This is a genomic window from Escherichia ruysiae, assembly GCF_031323975.1.
Classification (GTDB): domain Bacteria; phylum Pseudomonadota; class Gammaproteobacteria; order Enterobacterales; family Enterobacteriaceae; genus Escherichia; species Escherichia ruysiae.
Genome location: NZ_JAVIWS010000001.1, coordinates 3,411,076 through 3,432,851, shown reverse-complemented (window position 1 = coordinate 3,432,851; position 21,776 = coordinate 3,411,076). Strand labels below are relative to the sequence as shown.

Annotated in this window: 18 protein-coding genes; 8 read left to right on the top strand and 10 right to left on the bottom strand. The window is 51.9% G+C overall.

What is annotated here, in order from left to right; all coding sequences use genetic code 11:
- Positions 1-231: 231 nt before the first annotated feature.
- The 4 genes from lpdA to pdhR all read right to left on the bottom strand — a co-directional run bounded on the left by lpdA (position 232) and on the right by pdhR (position 7,482).
- Positions 232-1,656 (bottom strand): dihydrolipoyl dehydrogenase, encoded by a 1,425-nt coding sequence (gene lpdA / locus RGV86_RS16570; RefSeq protein ID WP_000102484.1) that lies wholly within the window; start codon positions 1,654-1,656, stop codon positions 232-234.
- Positions 1,657-1,980: 324 nt separating this feature from the next.
- On the bottom strand, positions 1,981-3,879 hold the full coding sequence (aceF, locus tag RGV86_RS16565) for a pyruvate dehydrogenase complex dihydrolipoyllysine-residue acetyltransferase (RefSeq protein WP_016159377.1): 1,899 nt from the start codon (positions 3,877-3,879) through the stop codon (positions 1,981-1,983).
- Between the two features lie 14 nt (positions 3,880-3,893).
- On the bottom strand, positions 3,894-6,557 hold the full coding sequence (aceE, locus tag RGV86_RS16560; RefSeq protein ID WP_000003834.1) for a pyruvate dehydrogenase (acetyl-transferring), homodimeric type: 2,664 nt from the start codon (positions 6,555-6,557) through the stop codon (positions 3,894-3,896).
- A gap of 160 nt (positions 6,558-6,717) precedes the next feature.
- Positions 6,718-7,482 (bottom strand): pyruvate dehydrogenase complex transcriptional repressor PdhR, encoded by a 765-nt coding sequence (gene pdhR, locus RGV86_RS16555; protein WP_000331776.1) that lies wholly within the window; start codon positions 7,480-7,482, stop codon positions 6,718-6,720.
- A 541-nt stretch (positions 7,483-8,023) separates the two neighbouring features.
- Here pdhR and aroP point away from each other — a divergent pair.
- Positions 8,024-9,397, top strand: a complete 1,374-nt coding sequence (gene aroP / locus RGV86_RS16550; protein WP_000969909.1) for an aromatic amino acid transporter AroP — start codon at positions 8,024-8,026, stop codon at positions 9,395-9,397.
- A gap of 43 nt (positions 9,398-9,440) precedes the next feature.
- On the opposite strand, the gene ampE is transcribed toward aroP, so the two are convergent.
- Both ampE and ampD read right to left on the bottom strand, forming a co-directional pair.
- Positions 9,441-10,295 (bottom strand): beta-lactamase regulator AmpE, encoded by an 855-nt coding sequence (gene ampE / locus RGV86_RS16545; protein WP_000171976.1) that lies wholly within the window; start codon positions 10,293-10,295, stop codon positions 9,441-9,443.
- The gene (ampD, locus tag RGV86_RS16540; RefSeq protein WP_137598367.1) at positions 10,292-10,843 is read right to left on the bottom strand and encodes a 1,6-anhydro-N-acetylmuramyl-L-alanine amidase AmpD; all 552 of its coding nucleotides are present in this window, start codon (positions 10,841-10,843) and stop codon (positions 10,292-10,294) included. The genes ampE and ampD overlap by 4 nt, the downstream gene beginning before the upstream one ends.
- 87 nt (positions 10,844-10,930) lie before the next feature.
- On the opposite strand from ampD, the gene nadC reads away from it, so the two are divergent.
- The 4 genes from nadC to hofC all read left to right on the top strand — a co-directional run bounded on the left by nadC (position 10,931) and on the right by hofC (position 15,055).
- On the top strand, positions 10,931-11,824 hold the full coding sequence (gene nadC, locus RGV86_RS16535; RefSeq protein WP_001135170.1) for a carboxylating nicotinate-nucleotide diphosphorylase: 894 nt from the start codon (positions 10,931-10,933) through the stop codon (positions 11,822-11,824).
- Positions 11,825-12,027: 203 nt separating this feature from the next.
- Positions 12,028-12,468: a prepilin peptidase-dependent pilin gene (ppdD, locus tag RGV86_RS16530; RefSeq protein ID WP_085460325.1), complete on the top strand. Its 441-nt coding sequence runs from the start codon at positions 12,028-12,030 to the stop codon at positions 12,466-12,468.
- 9 nt (positions 12,469-12,477) lie between these two features.
- Positions 12,478-13,863, top strand: a complete 1,386-nt coding sequence (gene gspE, locus RGV86_RS16525) for a type II secretion system protein GspE (RefSeq protein WP_085460324.1) — start codon at positions 12,478-12,480, stop codon at positions 13,861-13,863.
- Entirely contained in the window at positions 13,853-15,055 is a 1,203-nt protein-coding gene (hofC, locus tag RGV86_RS16520; protein ID WP_309508476.1) for a protein transport protein HofC, read from the top strand. The genes gspE and hofC overlap by 11 nt, the downstream gene beginning before the upstream one ends.
- Positions 15,056-15,089: 34 nt before the next feature.
- Here the strand turns inward: hofC and guaC are convergent, their stop codons facing one another.
- Complete coding sequence (guaC, locus tag RGV86_RS16515) at positions 15,090-16,133, bottom strand: GMP reductase (protein WP_001217338.1); 1,044 nt, start codon at positions 16,131-16,133, stop codon at positions 15,090-15,092.
- 224 nt (positions 16,134-16,357) lie between these two features.
- Between guaC and coaE the strand changes: the two genes are divergently transcribed.
- The 3 genes from coaE to yacG are packed head-to-tail and all read left to right on the top strand — an operon-like array spanning position 16,358 to position 17,928.
- A complete protein-coding gene (gene coaE, locus RGV86_RS16510; RefSeq protein ID WP_001269534.1) occupies positions 16,358-16,978 on the top strand; it encodes a dephospho-CoA kinase in 621 nt (206 codons plus the stop codon).
- The gene (gene zapD / locus RGV86_RS16505; RefSeq protein WP_001194742.1) at positions 16,978-17,721 is read left to right on the top strand and encodes a cell division protein ZapD; all 744 of its coding nucleotides are present in this window, start codon (positions 16,978-16,980) and stop codon (positions 17,719-17,721) included. The genes coaE and zapD overlap by 1 nt, the downstream gene beginning before the upstream one ends.
- Before the next feature lie 9 nt (positions 17,722-17,730).
- Positions 17,731-17,928 (top strand): DNA gyrase inhibitor YacG, encoded by a 198-nt coding sequence (gene yacG / locus RGV86_RS16500; RefSeq protein WP_000005045.1) that lies wholly within the window; start codon positions 17,731-17,733, stop codon positions 17,926-17,928.
- A 100-nt stretch (positions 17,929-18,028) separates the two neighbouring features.
- Here yacG and mutT read toward each other — a convergent pair whose 3' ends face one another.
- The 3 genes from mutT to secM form a co-directional block, all read right to left on the bottom strand.
- Positions 18,029-18,418 carry an 8-oxo-dGTP diphosphatase MutT gene (gene mutT / locus RGV86_RS16495; protein WP_000736036.1) on the bottom strand — a complete coding sequence of 130 codons (390 nt, stop codon included), beginning with the start codon at positions 18,416-18,418 and terminating at the stop codon, positions 18,029-18,031.
- A 59-nt stretch (positions 18,419-18,477) separates the two neighbouring features.
- Positions 18,478-21,183, bottom strand: coding sequence for a preprotein translocase subunit SecA (gene secA / locus RGV86_RS16490; protein ID WP_000905801.1), 2,706 nt, complete (start codon positions 21,181-21,183; stop codon positions 18,478-18,480).
- A 61-nt stretch (positions 21,184-21,244) separates the two neighbouring features.
- Positions 21,245-21,757 carry a secA translation cis-regulator SecM gene (secM, locus tag RGV86_RS16485; RefSeq protein ID WP_000014323.1) on the bottom strand — a complete coding sequence of 171 codons (513 nt, stop codon included), beginning with the start codon at positions 21,755-21,757 and terminating at the stop codon, positions 21,245-21,247.
- Positions 21,758-21,776: the final 19 nt, after the last annotated feature.

Below are 21,776 nucleotides of genomic sequence, written 5' to 3'. Positions count from 1 at the left end.
AAAAAAAGCGGCGTTGTTAGCCGCTTAAGACTGATGACAAACATCGAATCGCCCGATGCGCAAGTTTATCGGGCCTACACGACACCTGCAATATATTGAATTTGCATGATTTTGTAGGCCAGATAAGGCGTTTACGCCGCATCCGGCATCAACAACGAGCACTTTGTCAACAATCTGAAGCGGCCAGAATAGCCGCTTCTTAATTTGCCGGATGTTCCGGCACACGAAGAATTACTTCTTCTTCGCTTTCGGGTTCGGCAGGTCAGTGATGCTACCTTCGAATATTTCTGCCGCCAGACCCACAGACTCATGCAGAGTCGGGTGCGCGTGGATGGTCAGCGCGATGTCTTCCGCGTCACAACCCATTTCGATTGCCAGACCGATTTCACCCAGCAGCTCACCGCCGTTAGTACCGACAATTGCACCACCGATCACACGGTGAGATTCTTTGTCGAAAATCAGTTTGGTCATACCGTCTGCGCAGTCGGAAGCGATAGCACGACCAGAAGCAGCCCACGGGAAGGTGGCGGTTTCGTAGCTGATGCCTTTCTCTTTCGCTTCTTTCTCAGTCAGACCTACCCATGCAACTTCTGGTTCGGTATAAGCGATGGACGGGATAACTTTCGGATCGAAGTAGTGTTTCTTACCTGCGATAACTTCAGCAGCAACGTGACCTTCGTGAACACCTTTGTGTGCCAGCATCGGCTGACCGACGATATCGCCGATAGCAAAGATGTGCGGTACGTTAGTACGCAGTTGTTTATCAACGCGGATGAAGCCACGGTCGTCCACTTCCACGCCTGCTTTACCTGCGTCGAGGTTTTTACCGTTCGGCACACGACCAATCGCTACCAGCACGGCATCGTAACGCTGCGGTTCAGCCGGTGCTTTTTTGCCTTCCATCGTCACATAAATACCGTCTTCTTTCGCTTCAACGGCAGTAACTTTGGTTTCCAGCATCAGGTTGAATTTCTTGCTGATACGCTTGGTGAAGACTTTAACGATGTCTTTGTCAGCCGCAGGGATAACCTGGTCGAACATTTCAACCACGTCAATCTGTGAACCCAGCGCGTGGTATACGGTTCCCATTTCCAGACCGATGATACCACCACCCATAACCAGCAGACGTTCTGGTACTTCTTTCAGTTCCAGCGCGTCAGTGGAGTCCCAGATACGCGGATCTTCATGCGGAATAAACGGCAGTTGGATCGGGCGAGAACCCGCTGCGATGATCGCGTTATCGAAGTTGATCACGGTTTTACCGTTCTCACCTTCAACTTCCAGGGTGTTCGCCCCGGTGAATTTACCCAGACCGTTGACCACTTTGACTTTGCGGCCTTTCGCCATACCAGCCAGCCCACCGGTCAGCTGATTGATCACTTTCTCTTTCCAGGTACGAATCTTGTCGATATCGGTTTTCGGTTCACCGAAGACGATACCGTGTTCAGCCAGAGCTTTGGCTTCTTCGATAACTTTCGCTACGTGCAGCAGTGCTTTAGAAGGGATACAGCCGACGTTCAGGCAAACACCGCCGAGGGTGTTGTAGCGTTCTACGATTACGGTTTCCAGACCTAAATCAGCGCAACGGAAGGCAGCAGAATAACCTGCGGGGCCTGCCCCAAGTACCACGACCTGAGTTTTGATTTCAGTACTCATCATGACCTCTATTTATTTATCTCCGGCGGTCATACCCGTCGTCTTTCAGGCCGCAGCGGCGTTAGCTTCACGCCCTCACCCCAGTCACTTACTTATGTAAGCTCCAGGGGATTCTGGCGCTTGCTACCTTGCTGCACCCAGAAATCCATAGGGTATGTGAAGTAATACCCTAACCACCACCGGGTCGTTCTATCCGTCGGTATTTTACAAAATTGTTAACAATTTTTAAACAACAAACGGCAACCGATTTGTCTATTCGCTAATAATCTCAATATATTCATGAGATTACCAGAAAAAAGCCGGCCGATGGGCCGGCTCTTTTATTTACATCACCAGACGGCGAATGTCAGACAGCGTGTTGTTAATGATGGTAATGAAACGGGCACCATCAGCACCGTCGATCACGCGGTGGTCGAAGGAGAGAGAGATCGGCAGCATCAGACGCGGCACGAACTCTTTACCATTCCACACCGGCTCCATCGCGGACTTAGAAACGCCGAGGATAGCCACTTCCGGCGCGTTCACAATCGGCGCGAAGTGGGTAGTACCCAGGCCGCCGATGCTGGAGATGGTGAAGCAACCGCCCTGCATTTCGCCCGCAGTCAGCTTACCGTCACGCGCTTTCTTAGAAATAGTCATCAGCTCGCGAGACAGCTCGATGATGCCTTTCTTGTTGACGTCTTTGAATACCGGAACAACCAGACCGTTCGGGGTATCCACCGCCACACCGATGTTGATGTATTTCTTCAGGGTCAGACGCTGACCGTCCTCCGACAGCGAACTGTTGAAGCGAGGCATCTGCTCAAGTGCCGCAGCAACGGCTTTCATGATGAAGACAACTGGGGTTATCTTCACATCCAGCTTACGTTTCGCTGCTTCTTCGTTCTGCTGTTTACGGAACGCTTCCAGCTCGGTGATATCGGTTTTGTCGAAGTGGGTAACATGCGGGATCATCACCCAGTTACGGCTCAGGTTAGCACCAGAGATTTTCTGGATACGGCCCAGTTCCACTTCTTCGATTTCACCAAACTTGCTGAAGTCCACCTTCGGCCACGGCAACATGCCAGGGATACCACCGCCAGTCGCCGCCGGAGCTGCTTCTGCACGTTTGATAGCTTCTTTCACGTAAGCCTGAACGTCTTCGCGCAGGATACGACCTTTACGGCCAGTGCCCTTCACTTTCGCCAGGTTAACGCCAAACTCGCGTGCCAGACGGCGGATCAGCGGAGTCGCGTGAACGTAAGCGTCATTTTCAGCAAATTCAGATTTGCCTTCCGCTTTCGCAGCCGGTGCTGCTGCCGGGGCTTCAGCTTTTGCTGCCGGAGCCGGCGCTGCCGCTTCCTGTTTCGCCGGAGCTGCCGCAGGCGCTGCGCCTTCAACTTCGAAGATCATAATCAGCGAGCCAGTTTTCACTTTATCGCCAACGTTGACTTTCAGTTCCTTCACGACGCCCGCGAACGGAGCCGGAACTTCCATAGAGGCTTTGTCGCCTTCTACGGTGATCAGTGACTGTTCAGCGGCAACTTTGTCGCCCACTTTCACCATCACTTCGGTCACTTCAACTTCGTCACCGCCGATATCCGGAACGTTAACTTCTTTCACGCCAGCCGCTGGCGCAGGTGCTGCTGCCGGAGCTGCTTCCTGTTTAGCCGCCGGAGCCGGAGCTGCCGCACCTGCTTCACCCGCAACTTCGAAGATCATAATCAGCGAGCCGGTAGACACTTTGTCGCCAACGTTCACTTTGATCTCTTTCACGGTGCCTGCAAACGGCGCCGGAACTTCCATAGAAGCCTTGTCGCCTTCTACGGTGATAAGCGACTGTTCAGCTTCAACTTTATCGCCCACTTTCACCAGGATTTCGGTCACTTCGACTTCGTCGCTGCCGATATCCGGAACGTTAACGTCTTTTGCCGCCGCTGCCGCTGGTGCTGCTGCCGGAGCGGCTTCTTTCTTCTCTTCTGCCTGAGCAGGTGCAGCGTCAGCTGCACCGTCGGCGGAATCGAAAATCATAATCAGTGCGCCGGTCTGGGTTTTGTCGCCAACAGAGACTTTGATCTCTTTAACGATACCCGCCTGCGGAGACGGTACTTCCATAGAGGCTTTGTCGCCTTCTACGGTGATCAGCGACTGTTCGGCTTCAACTTTGTCGCCCACTTTGACCAGGATCTCGGTGATTTCAACTTCATCAGCCCCGATGTCCGGTACTTTGATTTCGATAGCCATTATTCTTTTACCTCTTACGCCAGACGCGGGTTAACTTTTTCTGCATCGATGTTGAATTTGGCGATTGCGTCAGCAACCACTTTCTTATCGATTTCGCCACGTTTAGCCAGTTCGCCCAGCGCCGCAACCACTACGTAGGAAGCATCAACTTCGAAGTGGTGACGCAGGTTCTCACGGCTGTCGGAACGACCGAAGCCATCAGTACCCAGTACGCGATAGTCGTCAGCCGGTACGTAAGTACGGACCTGCTCAGCGAACAGTTTCATATAGTCGGTAGATGCCACTGCCGGAGCGTCATTCATCACCTGAGCGATATACGGAACGCGCGGTGTTTCCAGCGGGTGCAGCATGTTCCAGCGTTCACAATCCTGACCATCACGCGCCAGCTCGGTGAAGGAGGTCACGCTATAAACGTCAGAACCTACGCCGTAATCTTTCGCCAGGATCTCTGCCGCTTCACGGACGTGACGCAGAATAGAACCGGAGCCCAGCAGCTGAACTTTACCTTTGCTACCTTCAATGGTTTCGAGTTTGTAGATACCTTTACGGATACCTTCCTCAGCACCTTCCGGCATTGCCGGCATGTGGTAGTTTTCGTTCAGCGTAGTGATGTAGTAGTAAACGTTCTCTTGTTTTTCACCGTACATACGCTCCAGACCGTCATGCATAATGACAGCAACTTCGTAAGCGTAAGCCGGGTCGTAAGAGATACAGTTCGGGATAGTCAGCGACTGAATGTGGCTGTGACCATCTTCGTGCTGCAGACCTTCACCGTTCAGGGTGGTACGACCGGAAGTACCGCCGATCAGGAAGCCACGCGCTTGCTGGTCGCCAGCCGCCCAGCACAGATCGCCGATACGCTGGAAGCCGAACATCGAGTAATAGATGTAGAACGGAATCATCGGCAGGTTGTTGGTGCTGTAAGAGGTCGCCGCTGCCAGCCAGGAACAACCTGCGCCCAGCTCGTTGATCCCTTCCTGCAGAATCTGACCTTTCTCGTCTTCTTTATAGTAAGCAACCTGCTCGCGGTCCTGCGGGGTGTACTGCTGACCGTTCGGGCTGTAAATACCAATCTGACGGAACAGACCTTCCATACCGAAAGTACGCGCTTCGTCGGCGATGATCGGTACCAGACGATCTTTGATCGACTTGTTCTTCAGCATCACGTTCAGGGCACGAACGAAAGCGATAGTGGTAGAGATCTCTTTGCTCTGCTCTTCCAGCAGCGCGCCGAAGTCTTGCAGGCTCGGCAGCTCCAGCTTCTCGGTGAAGTTCGGCTGGCGGCTTGGCAGATAACCGTGCAGTTTCTGACGCTGAGCGTGCAGATAGGTATGCTCTTCAGAACCTTCCGGGAAGGTGATGTACGGCAGTTTTTCGATATCTGCATCAGACACCGGCACATTGAAACGGTCGCGGATGTGACGCACGCCGTCCATGTTCATTTTCTTAACCTGGTGCGCGATGTTTTTACCTTCAGCCGCGTCGCCCATGCCGTAACCTTTAATGGTATGAGCAAGGATTACAGTCGCTTTGCCTTTGGTTTCCTGCGCTTTCTTGAATGCAGCGTAGATTTTCTTCGGATCGTGACCGCCACGGTTCAGAGCCCAGATCTGCTCGTCAGTCCAGTCTGCAACCAGTGCTGCGGTTTCCGGATATTTACCGAAGAAGTGTTCACGAACATACGCACCATCTTTCGATTTGAAGGTCTGGTAGTCGCCGTCAACGGTTTCGTTCATCAGCTGGATCAGTTTACCGCTGGTATCTTTACGCAGCAGTTCATCCCAACGGCTACCCCACATCACTTTGATCACGTTCCAGCCAGCACCTTCGAAGATGCCTTCCAGTTCGTTGATGATCTTGCCGTTACCAGTTACCGGGCCGTCAAGACGCTGCAGGTTACAGTTGATAACGAAGACCAGGTTATCCAGTTTTTCACGGGTAGCGATGGTAATCGCACCTTTGGATTCCGGTTCGTCCATTTCACCGTCGCCGAGGAACGCGTAAACGGTCTGTTTAGAGGTATCTTTCAGGCCACGGTGTTCCAGATATTTCAGGAATTTAGCCTGGTAAATAGCACCAATCGGACCCAGACCCATAGATACGGTCGGGAACTGCCAGAATTCCGGCATCAATTTCGGGTGCGGATAGGAAGAGAGGCCATTGCCGTGAACTTCCTGACGGAAGTTATCGAGCTGCTCCTGAGTCAGACGACCTTCCAGGAAAGCACGAGCGTAAACGCCCGGGGATATGTGACCCTGGAAGTAAACCAGGTCGCCGCCATCCTGCTCGTTGCGTGCACGGAAGAAGTGGTTAAAGCACACATCATAAATGGTTGCGGAAGACTGGAAGGATGCCATGTGGCCGCCCAGTTCCAGATCTTTTTTGGATGCACGCAGAACCGTCATGATGGCGTTCCAGCGGATAGCTGAACGAATACGGCGTTCCAGTTCCAGATTACCCGGATACTCCGGTTGTTCTTCAACGGGGATGGTGTTGATGTAGTTGCTGACGCCGGTGCCTGCGGCTACGTTGACTCCGCCTTTGCGGGCTTCAGCAAGCAGTTGGTCGATCAGATACTGAGCACGCTCAACACCTTCTTCACGGATGACCGATTCGATCGCCTGGAGCCAGTCGCGAGTTTCGATCGGATCCACGTCATTTGGGAAACGTTCTGACATGGGTTATTCCTTATCTATCTAATAACGTTGAGTTTTCTGGAACCTGTCCCATTGAACTCTCGCCGGAAAGCTCAATAAGACAGGTTCTACGTTTAGTTGCCGCGCTTTTATATGCGCTTGATTTACAACATCTTCTGGCTAATTTTCACCAGAAAAATCACTAATTCTTTCGTTGCTCCAGACGGCGCAGAGAACGCTCACGGCGACTCTCTTCACGGCTTCTGTCGAGCAAAATTTCTTCGATAAAGGCCAGATGGCGATGTGATGCTTCGCGCGCTTCTTCCGGCTTACCGGCCATAATCGCTTCGAATATGCGGGTGCGGTGACTACTCACCAGCGGCAGCATCTCGCGACGCGAATAGAGCAATTCGAAGTTCTGACGGACATTCTGAGCCAACATCGGCTCCATACACCTTAGCAGATGAAGCAAAACCACATTGTGGGCCGCTTCGGTGACGGCAATCTGATACTGGAGTACGGCGTTTGATTCCGCGTCCAGATCGCCAGACTGCTGCGCCAGCTCTATGGCGTGATGGAGTTCACGGATGCGTTCCTTGTCTTCATCGGTACTACGCAGCGCGGCGTAATAAGCGGCGATACCTTCCAGGGCGTGTCGTGTTTCGAGCAAGTCATACTGTGATTCAGGATGGTCGGAGAGCAGCTCCACCAGCGGATCGCTGAAACTTTGCCAGAGGCTGCTCTGGACAAAAGTGCCGCCACCCTGGCGACGAAGCAACAAGCCCTTCGCTTCGAGACGTTGAATCGCCTCACGCAAGGAGGGACGGGAGACGTCGAACTGTTTCGCCAGTTCGCGTTCCGGTGGGAGTTTTTCGCCCGGACGAAGTGTGCCTTCGAGGATCAAAAACTCCAGTTGCTGCTCAATCACATCGGAGAGTTTTGGTTGGCGGATTTTGCTGTAGGCCATGAGTTCCTGTCTTAAGCCACTTGCCGAAGTCAATTGGTCTTACCAATTTCATGTCTGTGACGCTAAAGTAACAAAGTATTCACCTCATGTCCATACAGGTTTTGATTGAAATCATGAAACTGTGCACATTTTAACAACTTGACACATATGACGTTTCAAAGTTGTAACTATGCACAAATGTAGACTTTACGTGAGCAATGGTTTTTTTAACGTTTATTAAACTATAAAAATCCGAATTGAACCGATTCACTTACCAATTTTTCGATTTTTAATGCCATTAAAATGAATTTATATTCATTTATTGCGGTGGGGGTGTTTCGGGGCTTCCCTTTACAAACGATTTCTTTTTAGGCAACTCATCTTCAACCTGGCATAAAGCGAGTGCATTCGCTGCCGCATACCATTATTCTTGATCTGACGGAAGTCCCTTTGTAACAATTCAAACGCCTTTGATGTAAACAAATTAATACAACAAACGGAATTGCAAACTTACACACGCATTACTGCGTAGATCAAAAAAACAATCACCGCACGAGGTTTCATGATGGAAGGTCAACAGCACGGCGAGCAGCTAAAGCGCGGCCTTAAAAACCGCCATATCCAGCTTATCGCGCTGGGTGGCGCGATAGGAACCGGGCTATTCCTGGGAAGCGCCTCCGTAATACAGTCCGCAGGGCCAGGGATTATCCTGGGTTACGCTATTGCCGGTTTTATCGCCTTTCTGATCATGCGTCAGTTAGGTGAAATGGTGGTCGAAGAACCGGTCGCTGGCTCCTTCAGCCACTTTGCTTATAAATACTGGGGCAGCTTTGCCGGTTTCGCCTCTGGCTGGAACTACTGGGTACTGTACGTTTTAGTTGCCATGGCAGAGCTTACTGCCGTGGGTAAATATATTCAGTTCTGGTATCCGGAAATCCCCACCTGGGCTTCGGCCGCCGTATTCTTTGTGGTGATCAACGCCATCAACCTGACCAACGTTAAAGTGTTTGGCGAGATGGAGTTCTGGTTTGCCATTATCAAAGTTATCGCGGTGGTGGCGATGATCATCTTCGGTGGCTGGCTGCTGTTTAGCGGCAACGGCGGCCCGCAGGCGAGCGTTAGCAACCTGTGGGATCAAGGTGGCTTCCTGCCGCACGGCTTCACCGGGCTGGTGATGATGATGGCGATTATCATGTTCTCGTTCGGCGGTCTGGAACTGGTGGGCATCACCGCAGCAGAAGCAGATAACCCGGAGCAAAGTATTCCCAAAGCGACTAACCAGGTTATCTACCGCATCCTGATTTTCTATATTGGTTCGTTAGCCGTTCTGCTCTCCCTGATGCCGTGGACACGCGTTACCGCCGATACCAGTCCGTTTGTGCTTATCTTCCACGAGTTGGGCGATACTTTTGTAGCTAACGCCCTGAATATCGTGGTGTTGACGGCGGCGCTTTCGGTTTACAACAGTTGCGTCTACTGCAACAGCCGTATGCTTTTCGGTCTGGCACAACAAGGAAACGCACCGAAAATGCTCGCTTCCGTCGATAAACGCGGCGTACCGGTAAACACCATTCTGGTCTCTGCGTTGGTTACGGCATTGTGCGTACTGATTAACTACCTTGCCCCAGAGTCCGCATTCGGACTGTTAATGGCGCTGGTGGTTTCCGCTCTGGTGATCAACTGGGCGATGATTAGCCTGGCACATATGAAGTTCCGCCGCGCTAAGCAAGAACAAGGTGTGATAACTCGTTTCCCTGCCCTGCTCTATCCACTGGGTAACTGGATCTGCCTGCTATTTATGGCGGCGGTACTGGTGATTATGCTGATGACGCCGGGAATGGCGATTTCGGTTTACCTGATCCCGGTATGGCTGCTCGTGTTAGGCATCGGCTATCTGTTTAAAGAGAAAACCGCAAAAGCCGTAAAAGCGCATTAATTTCTCTACGCCCTCACCCGCGCTGGGTGAGGGCTACAATCTTTTACACCAACGCTCCGTAAATCGTCAGTAGCGCAATCACCACCACAACCACGAACGAAGTTTTCTTCGCCATTGAAACCGCTGCTTTCGGCGTCTCCACCTTATCAACATGCGGTTCACGCGCCAGAGAGAACTGCGCCAGACGCGTTAACACCTGATATTGCGAAGTATGGAAATCACCCAGCGAAGCAAACCAGGCAGGTAATGCTTTCTCACCGTGACCGATCAAGGCATATACCACACCCGCAAGACGAACCGGCACCCAATCCAGCACATGAAGCACGGCATCAATGCCGGACTGTAAACGATGATGCGGCGTCTGGTAACGCGCCAGCCAGTATTGCCATGCTCGCAAAAACGCATACCCCATCAGCGTAACTGGCCCCCAGGTTCCCCCTACAATCAACCAGAACAGAGGCGCCAGGTAAAAACGGAAATTGATCCACAGCAGTGCATTTTGCAGCTCACGCAAGAACTCACGTTCATCACAACCTGCAGGAACACCGTGAATCATGGTTAATTCGCCAGCCATCGTGGAACGGGCATGGTTATCGTTACGTGAAGCGGCTGTCAGATATGCATGATAATGGAGACGCACTTTACCCGCGCCAATACACAGTAAACCAAGCAACAGCCATACCAGCAGCGTAGGGACGTTGAACAATAACCCATGCAACGCGCGCAACAGCAAAAAAGTCACCCCCATCGCAATAATGGTCATACCTAACGTGCGCCCCAGCGAAAAATGTTTCACCCCCCGAAAGAACGCTTCAAGACGGTGATCAAGCTGCCAGTGCTCGCCCAACTTAAACAGGCGCTCAAAAATTAGCACCAGTAAGGTTGTAAATAGCGTCATGTTGTCTCCTTGCTAACCAGCGCACGAAACCGTGCCCAATCAAATGCAGGACCGGGATCGGTTTTCCGCTCCGGCGCAATATCGCAATGCCCCGTCATGTTTTTAGCGATATCTGGATAGCGATCAATCAGCGCCCGCGTAACCGCCGCAAGCTGTTGATACTGCGCATCGGTGTACGCCAGCGTGTCAGTACCTTCCAGCTCAATCCCAATAGAAAAATCATTACAGCGTTCGCGACCTTGATACTGAGAGACTCCCGCGTGCCAGGCGCGTTTATCGAAAGGAACATACTGGACAATTTCACCATCACGGTGAATCAAACAATGAGCGGAAACGCGCAAATGGGCGATCTCAGCAAAGAAAGGATGTGCCTGCGGATCAATAGTTCCGGTGAATAATGCGTCGATCCACGGACCGCCAAACTCGCCTGGCGGCAGGCTAATATTGTGCACCACCAGCAGGGTGGGTGTTTCGTCATCCGGGCGACAATCGTAATGTGGTGAGGGAACGCGGCGCGCGCCGACCAGCCACCCCTGTTCTAACAACATGCAGGATCTCCTTATATGTGGTGCTAATACCCGGTTCAGAGTAGCATGTTTCTACCTTATGATTCGTTAGCTATCTGGAGTTTTAACATGCCGCCTCGCCGCTATAACCCTGACACCCGACGTGACGAGCTGCTGGAACGCATTAATCTCGATATCCCCGGCGCGGTGGCTCAGGCGCTGCGGGAAGATTTAGGCGGAACAGTCGATGCCAACAATGACATTACGGCAAAACTTTTACCGGAAAATTCTCGCTCTCATGCCACGGTGATCACCCGCGAGAATGGCGTATTTTGCGGCAAACGCTGGGTTGAAGAGGTGTTTATTCAGCTGGCAGGCGACGATGTCACCATCATCTGGCATGTCGATGACGGCGATGTCATCAACGCCAATCAACCCTTGTTCGAACTTGAAGGCCCATCCCGCGTGCTGTTAACGGGCGAACGCACTGCGCTCAATTTTGTGCAAACTCTTTCAGGGGTTGCCAGTAAGGTACGCCACTATGTCGAATTACTGGAAGGCACCAACACGCAGTTGTTGGATACGCGCAAAACCTTACCCGGCCTGCGTTCAGCTCTGAAATACGCGGTACTTTGCGGCGGCGGAGCGAATCACCGTCTGGGGCTTTCTGATGCCTTCCTTATCAAAGAAAACCATATTATTGCCTCCGGCTCAGTGCGTCAGGCGGTCGAAAAAGCGTCCTGGTTGCACCCGGATGCGCCAGTAGAAGTCGAAGTAGAAAATCTGGAAGAACTTGATGAAGCCCTGAAAGCAGGTGCCGATATCATCATGCTGGATAACTTCGAAACAGAACAGATGCGCGAAGCCGTCAATCGCACCAACGGCAAGGCGCTACTGGAAGTGTCTGGCAACGTCACCGACAAAACTCTGCGCGAATTTGCCGAAACGGGCGTGGACTTTATCTCCGTCGGTGCGCTAACTAAACACGTACAGGCACTCGACCTTTCAATGCGTTTTCGCTAATTGCTGACAGATTTATCCGCTCCGTAGCGGGCGGATAATCTTCCCTTCCCCCATCTTTCTTCGTAACGCCTCGCAAATTTCTTGTCTTTCACTGCAACGTAATAAAAAACCCCGGAAGCTGCTTTCCCGTTTTGTTTTTTGCCCCTCGCCTGTGCCGATGGCGTTTGCCAAAGTAGCGCCAACGAAATCAAGGAGCAAAACAGATGGACAAGCAACGCGGTTTTACACTTATCGAACTGATGGTGGTTATTGGCATCATTGCCATTTTAAGCGCCATCGGCATTCCCGCTTATCAGAACTACCTGCGCAAAGCCGCACTCACCGACATGCTACAAACCTTTGTGCCTTACCGTACTGCCGTAGAGTTGTGCGCGCTGGAACATGGTGGATTAGATACCTGTGACGGCGGTAGCAATGGCATCCCCTCGCCCACCACCACTCGCTATGTTTCAGCCATGAGTGTGGCAAAGGGCGTGGTGTCGCTGACCGGGCAAGAAAGTCTCAATGGGCTAAGCGTCGTCATGACACCGGGTTGGAATAACGCAAACGGCGTCACCGGCTGGACGCGCAACTGCAATATTCAAAGTGACAGCGCGTTGCAGCAAGCCTGCGAAGATGTCTTCCGCTTTGATGACGCTAACTAAGGAGCGGCCATGAATATTTCACAGCTCACCGCCCTGTGTCTGCGTTATCAGGGAGTCTTGCTGGATGCCAGCGAAGAGGTGGTTCATGTGGCGGTGGTCGATGCGCCTTCGCATGAATTCCTCGACGCCTTACATTTTGCCACCACTAAACGCATTGAGATCACCTGCTGGACGCGCCAGCAGATGGAAGGTCACGCCAGTCGCGTACAACAAACGTTGCCCTTAGCCGTTCAGGAGAAGCATCAGCCCAGAGCAGAGTTGCTGGCCCAAACGTTACAATCTGCGCTGGAACAACGCGCGTCTGATATTCATATCGAACCAGCAGACAATGGATACCGTATCCGCCTGCGTATCGACGGTGTACTGCATCCTTTGCCGGACATTCCGCTGGATATCGGAGTGGCATTAACCGCCAGATTAAAAGTGCTGGGAAGCCTGGATATTGCGGAACATCGCCTGCCGCAGGACGGGCAATTCACTGTCGAACTGGCAGGGAACACCGTCTCATTTCGTATTGCGACCTTGCCATGTCGGGGCGGTGAAAAGGTGGTATTACGGTTGTTACAGCAGGTGAACCAGGCGCTGGATGTCAACACGCTGGGAATGCAGCCGTTACAACTGGCGGACTTTGCTCATGCCCTACAGCAACCACAGGGACTGGTGCTGGTAACTGGCCCTACCGGAAGCGGCAAAACGGTCACGCTTTATAGTGCCCTGCAAACGCTGAATACCGCTGACATTAATATTTGTAGCGTCGAAGATCCGGTTGAGATCCCCATCGCCGGGCTAAACCAGACGCAAATACATCCGCGTGCCGGGCTCACCTTTCAGGGCGTTTTGCGTGCGTTATTGCGCCAGGATCCTGACGTCATCATGATCGGAGAGATCCGCGATGGCGAAACGGCAGAAATCGCTATTAAAGCCGCGCAAACGGGTCATCTGGTATTGTCCACGCTACACACTAATTCCACCTGCGAAACGCTGGTGCGTTTACAGCAAATGGGGGTCGCCCGCTGGATGCTCTCGTCGGCGCTCACGCTGGTAATAGCCCAGCGTCTGGTACGCAAACTTTGCCCACATTGTCGCCGGCAGCAAGGGGAGCCTATCCATATTCCCGACAATGTATGGCTATCGCCGCTGCCCCGCTGGCAAGCACCCGGTTGTGAACATTGCTACCTCGGTTTTTATGGTCGCACGGCCTTGTTTGAAGTTTTGCCCATAACACCGATTATACGTCAGCTTATTGCCGCTAATACCGACGTTGAATCGCTGGAAACGCACGCCCGACAGGCGGGAATGCGCACGCTTTTTGAAAACGGCTGCCTGGCCGTGGAGCAAGGCTTAACCACCTTTGAAGAGTTAATCCGCGTATTGGGGATGCCGCATGGCGAGTAAGCAACTCTGGCGCTGGCATGGCATAACCGGCGACGGCAATACGCAAGATGGGATGCTATGGGCAGAGAGCCGTGCTTTGCTGCTTATGGCACTACAGCAACAGATGGTTACTCCACTAAGCCTGAAGCGAATCGCCATCAATTCTGCGCAGTGGCGAGGAGATAAAAGCGCGGAAGTCATTCATCAACTGGCGACGCTACTCAAAGCCGGGTTGACGCTTTCTGAAGGGCTGGCACTGTTGGCGGAACAGCATCCCAGTAAGCAATGGCAAGTGTTGCTGCAATCACTGGCGCACGATCTCGAGCAGGGCGTTACCTTTTCCAATGCTTTATTACCCTGGTCAGAGGTATTTCCACCACTCTACCAGGCGATGATCCGCACGGGTGAACTGACCGGTAAGCTGGATGAATGCTGTTTTGAACTGGCTCGTCAGCAAAAAGCCCAGCGTCAGCTGGCCGACAAAGTGAAATCAGCATTGCGTTATCCCATCATCATCTTAGCGATGGCAATCATGGTGGTTGTGGCAATGCTGCATTTTGTTCTGCCGGAGTTTGCCGCTATCTATAGGACCTTTAACACCCCGTTACCGGCGCTAACGCAGGGGATCATGACGCTGGCAGATTTTAGTGGTGAATGGGGCTGGCTGCTGGTGTTGTTCGGCTTTCTGCTGGCAATAGCTAATAAGTTGCTGATACGCCGCCCGACCTGGCTTATCGTGCGACAGAAATTGCTGTTACGCATCCCAATTATGGGTTCCCTGATGCGGGGACAAAAACTCACGCAGATTTTTACGATTCTGGCGCTGACACAAAGTGCAGGGATTACTTTTTTACAAGGGATTGAGAGCGTCAGAGAAACAATGCGCTGTCCGTACTGGGCGCAACTTCTGACACAAATCCAGCACGATATCAGTAACGGTCAGCCTATCTGGCTGGCGCTAAAAAATGCCGGTGAGTTTAGCCCACTCTGTTTGCAATTAGTGAGAACAGGAGAGGCATCCGGCTCGCTGGATCTCATGTTAGATAACCTCGCTCACCATCATCGGGATAACACGCTGGCGCTGGCAGATAATCTTGCAGCCTTACTGGAACCGGCGTTGCTGGTTATTTCAGGAGGAATTATCGGTACACTGGTGGTGGCAATGTATCTGCCAATTTTCCATTTAGGCGATGCGATGAGTGGGATGGGATAACGCTGGCGTGGTGATCCACGCCAGCATTGGGAGATTACAGGTTATTGAAGATGCGGTTTTCTTGTTCCTGCACACGGATAAACGTGGTGCGCTTGGTCAGCTCTTTCAGGCGTGAAGCCCCAACGTATGTACAAGCTGAACGCAGACCGCCTAAAATATCACGCGCGGTATTTTCAACCGGGCCACGCAGCGGCAGCTTAACGGTTTTACCTTCTGCAGCGCGATATTCCGCAACGCCGCCAACGTGGCGTTTCATCGCAGACTCGGAGCTCATGCCGTAGAACAGCATAAATTTCTCGCCGTTCTCTTCAACAATGCGACCACCGCTCTCTTCGTGGCCTGCCAGCATACCACCGAGCATCACGAAATCAGCACCGCCGCCAAAGGCTTTCGCGACATCGCCCGGTGTGGTGCAGCCACCATCGCTGACGATCATCCCGCCCAGACCGTGCGCGGCATCGGCACATTCGATTACCGCAGAAAGTTGCGGATAACCGACGCCTGTTTTGACGCGAGTTGTACAGACAGAACCTGGGCCAATACCAACTTTAACGATATCAGCACCGGAGAGGATAAGCTCCTCACACATTTCACCAGTCACTACGTTGCCAGCACAAATGGTTTTGGTCGGCCACGCTTCACGCGCTTTCGCAACGAACTGCACGAAGTGTTCGGAATAACCATTTGCCACATCAATACAAACGAAGTTTAATGCCGGGTTCAGGTCGAGAATTTGTTTGGTTTTTTCGAAATCCGCATCAGACGTGCCGGTAGAAACCATCACATGTTTCAGCACATCAGCGGAAGAATTGTTGATAAACGCTTGCCACTCTTCGACAGAATAGTGTTTATGCACAGCAGTCAGAATATCAAAAGAAGCCAGCGCAGAGGCCATGGAAAAAGTGCCTACGGTGTCCATATTCGCGGCGATAATCGGCACGCCGGACCAGCTCTGACCTGAATGTTTGAAGGTGAATTGACGTTCCAGTTCAACATCGGAACGACTTTTAAGAGTAGAACGTTTAGGACGGATGAGGACGTCTTTAAAACCTAACTTCAGATCTTCTTCAATACGCATGTGCGGATTCCTGGGGTTAATGGCTATAAGGATAAGAGCGCAACTCCAGTGACGCTATCATACGCACTAATCGATGTGGCGCAAGACTGCGAAATTGTCTTTTTTTACGCTACAATCCCATAAATTTACCTGGTAAATAATGAGCGAATGTTCCATCAATTTCGCTTTTGTACGCTCATTTTTAACATTTTGATAATCATGATGAATTCCCGGGAATATAAATTATGAGGTATATAGTTGCCTTAACGGGAGGCATTGGCAGTGGCAAGAGTACCGTTGCAAATGCGTTTGCAGACCTCGGAATTAACGTCATTGATGCCGATATTATTGCGCGTCAGGTGGTTGAACCAGGTGCACCTGCGCTACGTGCCATTGCTGAACACTTTGGCGCTGACATGATTGCTGCTGATGGGTCATTGCAGCGCAGGGTCTTGCGCGAGCGGATCTTCGCTAACCCGGAAGAGAAAAACTGGCTTAACGCCCTGCTGCATCCGCTGATTCAGCAGGAGACGCAACGTCAGATCCAGCAGGCAACTTCTCCCTATATACTGTGGGTTGTGCCATTGCTGGTAGAAAACTCACTGTATAAAAAAGCGAATCGTGTGCTGGTGGTGGATGTCAGCCCAGAAACGCAACTTAAGCGCACCATGCAGCGCGATGATGTTACTCGCGAGCATGTCGAACAAATTCTTGCTGCCCAGGCAACGCGCGAAGCCCGTCTTGCCGTGGCAGATGACGTCATTGATAATAACGGCGCACCGGATGCTATTGCATCGGATGTTGCCCGCCTGCACGCACACTATTTGCAGCTTGCGTCGCAGTTTGTCTCACAGGAAAAACCGTAATGCAGACCCAGGTCCTTTTTGAACATCCACTAAATGAAAAAATGCGTACATGGCTGCGCATTGAGTTTTTAATTCAACAACTCACCGTAAATTTACCCATCGTTGACTACGCTGGCGCCCTGCATTTCTTCCGTAATGTCAGCGAATTGCTGGATGTTTTCGAGCGCGGAGAAGTGCGCACTGAGCTGTTGAAAGAGCTTGACCGCCAGCAACGTAAACTCCAGACCTGGATTGGCGTGCCAGGCGTTGATCAGAGCCGTATTGAAGCATTAATTCAGCAGTTAAAAACAGCGGGTAGCGTGTTGATTTCCGCGCCGCGTATCGGGCAATTTCTACGTGAAGACAGGCTGATTGCCTTAGTGCGTCAGCGTCTGAGCATCCCTGGCGGCTGTTGTAGCTTTGATTTGCCCACTTTGCATATCTGGCTGCATTTACCCCAGTCACAACGCGACAGCCAGGTAGAAACCTGGATTGCCAGCCTGAACCCGCTCACCCAGGCACTTACCATGGTGCTTGATTTAATTCGCCAGTCTGCCCCCTTCCGCAAACAAACCAGCCTGAATGGTTTTTATCAGGATAATGGTGACGATGCCGATTTGCTGCGCCTGAATCTGGCGCTCGATTCACAGCTTTATCCGCAAATTTCCGGTCATAAAAGCCGTTTTGCGATTCGTTTTATGCCGCTGGACAGTGAAAATGGACAAGTACCGGAACGTCTGGATTTCGAACTGGCCTGTTGCTAAGGAGTAAAAATGTCAGAAACTATTACGGTGAATTGCCCTACCTGCGGGAAAACGGTGGTTTGGGGTGAAGTCAGCCCGTTTCGGCCATTTTGTTGCAAACGTTGTCAACTGATCGACCTCGGAGAATGGGCTGCTGAAGAAAAACGAATCCCCAGCAGCGGTGATCTTTCTGAGAGTGATGACTGGAGCGAAGAGCCAAAGCAGTGACATTTTGTCTGATGCCGCACGTAGGCCTGATTAGACGCGGTCAGCGTCGCATCAGGCATCTTGCGCAAATGTCGGATGCGGCGTAAACGCCTTGTCCGACCTACAGACGCTTAAGCTTCGCAATTACCGGTTCATTGGCTGGCGGAAAATCATCGGCATTCAGACCGACCAGCGACATCCACTTACCGGGTTGCCCTTCTTTACCCCACGGCTCCCCTTCCCAGCTTTCGACCAGCCAGAACCACAGAGTTATATGCCTGTCCGGGAATTCATATTCCAGCTTTTCAAATAGATAAAAATGTTGCGGGGTAATCCCGACTTCTTCCTGAAGTTCACGCACCACCGCTCGTTCCGGTGTTTCGCCCATTTCAATTTTACCGCCTGGAAACTCCAGTTTATTCGCCATGTGCGCATCTGCGGCACGACGAGTAATAAAAATTTCATTGTTCTCGTTGCGAATAATACCCACCGCAATTTGCAGTTTTTTCATTGTCTTAAACCTATAAAAAAGGCGCAGAATCCTGCGCCTTTTATTTCAACAGTTAGCTTTTATTGCAGGCGACCATGGCACTGCTTGTATTTTTTACCAGAACCGCACGGGCAAGGATCGTTACGTCCTACTTTGCGCTCACCGGTTTGCGCCGCCAGTGCCGCTGCGGCTGCAGAGTCGTCATCCTGATGGCTAAGCTGCTGCATTTGCGCTAAACGCTCGGCTTCCATACGACGCTGTTGTTCCAGCTCCTCAACCTCTTCAGGCATACGTACCTGGACTTTGCTCAGCGTGCTGATAACTTCATATTTCAACGACTCCAGCATCGCTGCAAACATGGAGAACGATTCACGTTTGTATTCCTGCTTCGGATCTTTCTGTGCATAGCCACGCAGGTGGATACCCTGACGCAGATAGTCCATCGCTGCCAGGTGCTCTTTCCACAGGGAGTCAAGCGTTTGCAGCATGACGCCTTTCTCGAAGTGACGCATCATCTCAGCACCAACCACTTCTTCTTTACGCTGATACACTTCGATGGACTGCGCCAGAATACGCTCACGCAGCGTCTCTTCATGCAGTTCAGGCTCTTTGTCCAGCCACTCGGCAATCGGCAAATCGAGGTCGAAATCGTTTTTCAGACGTTCCTGCAGACCCGGAATATCCCACATTTCTTCCAGTGACTGTGGCGGAATGTAGGCATCGATGGTCGCTTTGAACACATCTTCACGAATGCTGTTGATGGTTTCGCTCACATCGCTAACATCCAGCAGTTCGTTACGCTGGGAGTAAATGGCGCGACGCTGGTCGTTAGCCACGTCATCATATTCCAGCAGTTGCTTACGAATATCGAAGTTACGGCTTTCAACTTTACGCTGGGCGTTGGCAATCGCTTTGGTCACCCACGGGTGCTCAATGGCTTCGCCTGGTTTCATACCCAGTTTACGCATCATGCCGGATACTCGGTCGGAAGCAAAAATACGCATCAGCGCATCTTCCATCGACAGGTAGAAACGGGAAGAACCAGCATCCCCCTGACGACCAGAACGACCGCGCAACTGATTATCGATACGACGAGATTCGTGACGTTCGGTGCCGATGATATGCAGGCCACCTGCTGCCAGTACCGCATCGTGACGTACCTGCCAGTCGGCTTTAATTTTTTCAATTTGCTCTGCGGTCGGATTTTCCAGCGCGGCAACTTCTGCCTGCCAGCTACCACCAAGCACAATGTCAGTACCACGACCCGCCATGTTGGTCGCGATGGTCACCGCTGCCGGATAACCTGCCTGAGCAACAATCGCCGCTTCGTTGGCGTGGAATTTGGCGTTGAGGACGTTGTGTTTGATACCGGCTTTGGTCAGCTCATTTGACACCAGCTCCGATTTTTCGATGGAGATAGTACCCACCAGCACCGGCTGACCTTTCGCAGTACGTTCTTTGATATCTTCAATGATCGCCTGAATTTTTTCTGCTTCGGTCATGTAGACCAGGTCTGGCAAATCTTTACGAATCATCGGACGGTTGGTCGGAACGACGACGGTATCCAGCTTGTAAATTGAGCTGAATTCGAATGCTTCGGTATCAGCAGTACCGGTCATCCCCGCCAGTTTTTCATACAAACGGAAGTAGTTCTGGAAGGTGATAGAAGCCAGCGTCTGGTTTTCGTTCTGGATCTGCACACCTTCTTTAGCTTCAACAGCCTGGTGCAGACCATCGGACCAGCGACGCCCCTGCATGGTACGACCGGTGTGTTCGTCAACGATGATAACTTCGCCATCTTTAACGATGTAATCGACGTCGCGAGTAAACAGCGCATGAGCGCGCAGCGCCGCCGTTACGTGATGCATCAGCATGATGTTGGCCGGAGAGTACAGCGACTCCCCTTCATCCATGATGCCTTCTTTCACCAGCAGTTCTTCAATCAGCACCAGACCACGTTCGGTCAGGTTCACCTGGCGAGATTTTTCATCAACCGAGAAGTGGCCTTCACCCTGGAAGGTTTCGGAGTCTTCTTTTTCCTGACGGATCAGGTGCGGAATGATTTTATTCACACGTTTATACATTTCCGAGCTGTCTTCAGCCGGGCCGGAAATAATTAGCGGTGTACGCGCTTCATCGATCAGGATGGAGTCCACTTCGTCCACCAGCGCATAGTGCAGTTTACGCTGTACACGTTCTTCAGGGCTGAACGCCATGTTGTCGCGCAGGTAGTCAAAGCCGTATTCATTGTTCGTACCGTAAGTGATGTCAGCCGCGTAAGCCTCACGCTTTGCCGGCGCAGGCATTCCCGGCAGGTTGACGCCGACGGTCAGGCCGAGAAATTCAAACAGCGGACGGTTGTTTTCGGCGTCACGTTGCGCCAGGTAGTCGTTGACGGTAACAACGTGCACACCTTTACCGGTTAATGCGTTCAGGTAAGCAGGCAGCGTTGCGGTCAGAGTTTTACCTTCACCAGTACGCATTTCCGCGATGCAACGTTCATTAAGAACCATACCGCCGAGCAACTGTACATCGAAGTGACGCATACCAAAGACGCGCTTACTTGCTTCACGCACGACGGCGAAGGCTTCCGGGATCAGATTTTCCAGCACTTCGCCTTTTTCCAGGCGCGCGCGGAACTCTGCGGTTTTCCCTTTCAGTTCTTCGTCGGAGAGTTTTTCCATCTCCGGTTCCATGGCATTGATGATGTTCACCACTTTGCGCATCCGGCGCAGGGTACGATCGTTACGACTACCGAAAACTTTAGTTAATAATTTGATTAGCATAATAAAATCTCAAACGCCCCGCGTTGCGGAGTTAATAAAATGAAATAAAGGTTTATTGTTGTTAGCTGAGGCGTTGAGGGCCAGCACGGATGCCTTGCGCCAGGCTTATCCAGACGGGCGTGCTGAATGTTGCTTGTGGGGTAAAATGCGCATAATCAATGCGATAATCATTTTCAGACGGCGTGCCTTCCTGGGTCAGCAGCGCGCTGAGCGTATCCAGTAAAGCAAGATGTTGCGCCTGAAGAGGCAAAGATTCTTCGGCAACGGGCAGCGTTTGCGGTGCCATTGCGAAGGAAAGATGACGGATTACCGTGCGAATTGCGTGCTGATGCCAGTAATCAACAGAATAGTTTGAGTTCGGGCGGCGCGTGTTCGCTTCCAGCAAGGCCAACTGACCAAAGTTAACTTTGGCGGAAGGCTCGTGGTTGCGGGTTGTCGCTTTTGCGGGCGCATTTGGTTCGGCGGCGTTGCTGAGCGCAGGCAGACCTAAACTCGCCGCGACCATCCCTAACAAGAGATGCGGCCAGAAGTAGCGTTTACCAAACTGTCGCCAGCGCGTCAGTATTCCACTCACGTTATTGCCATCCCGATCG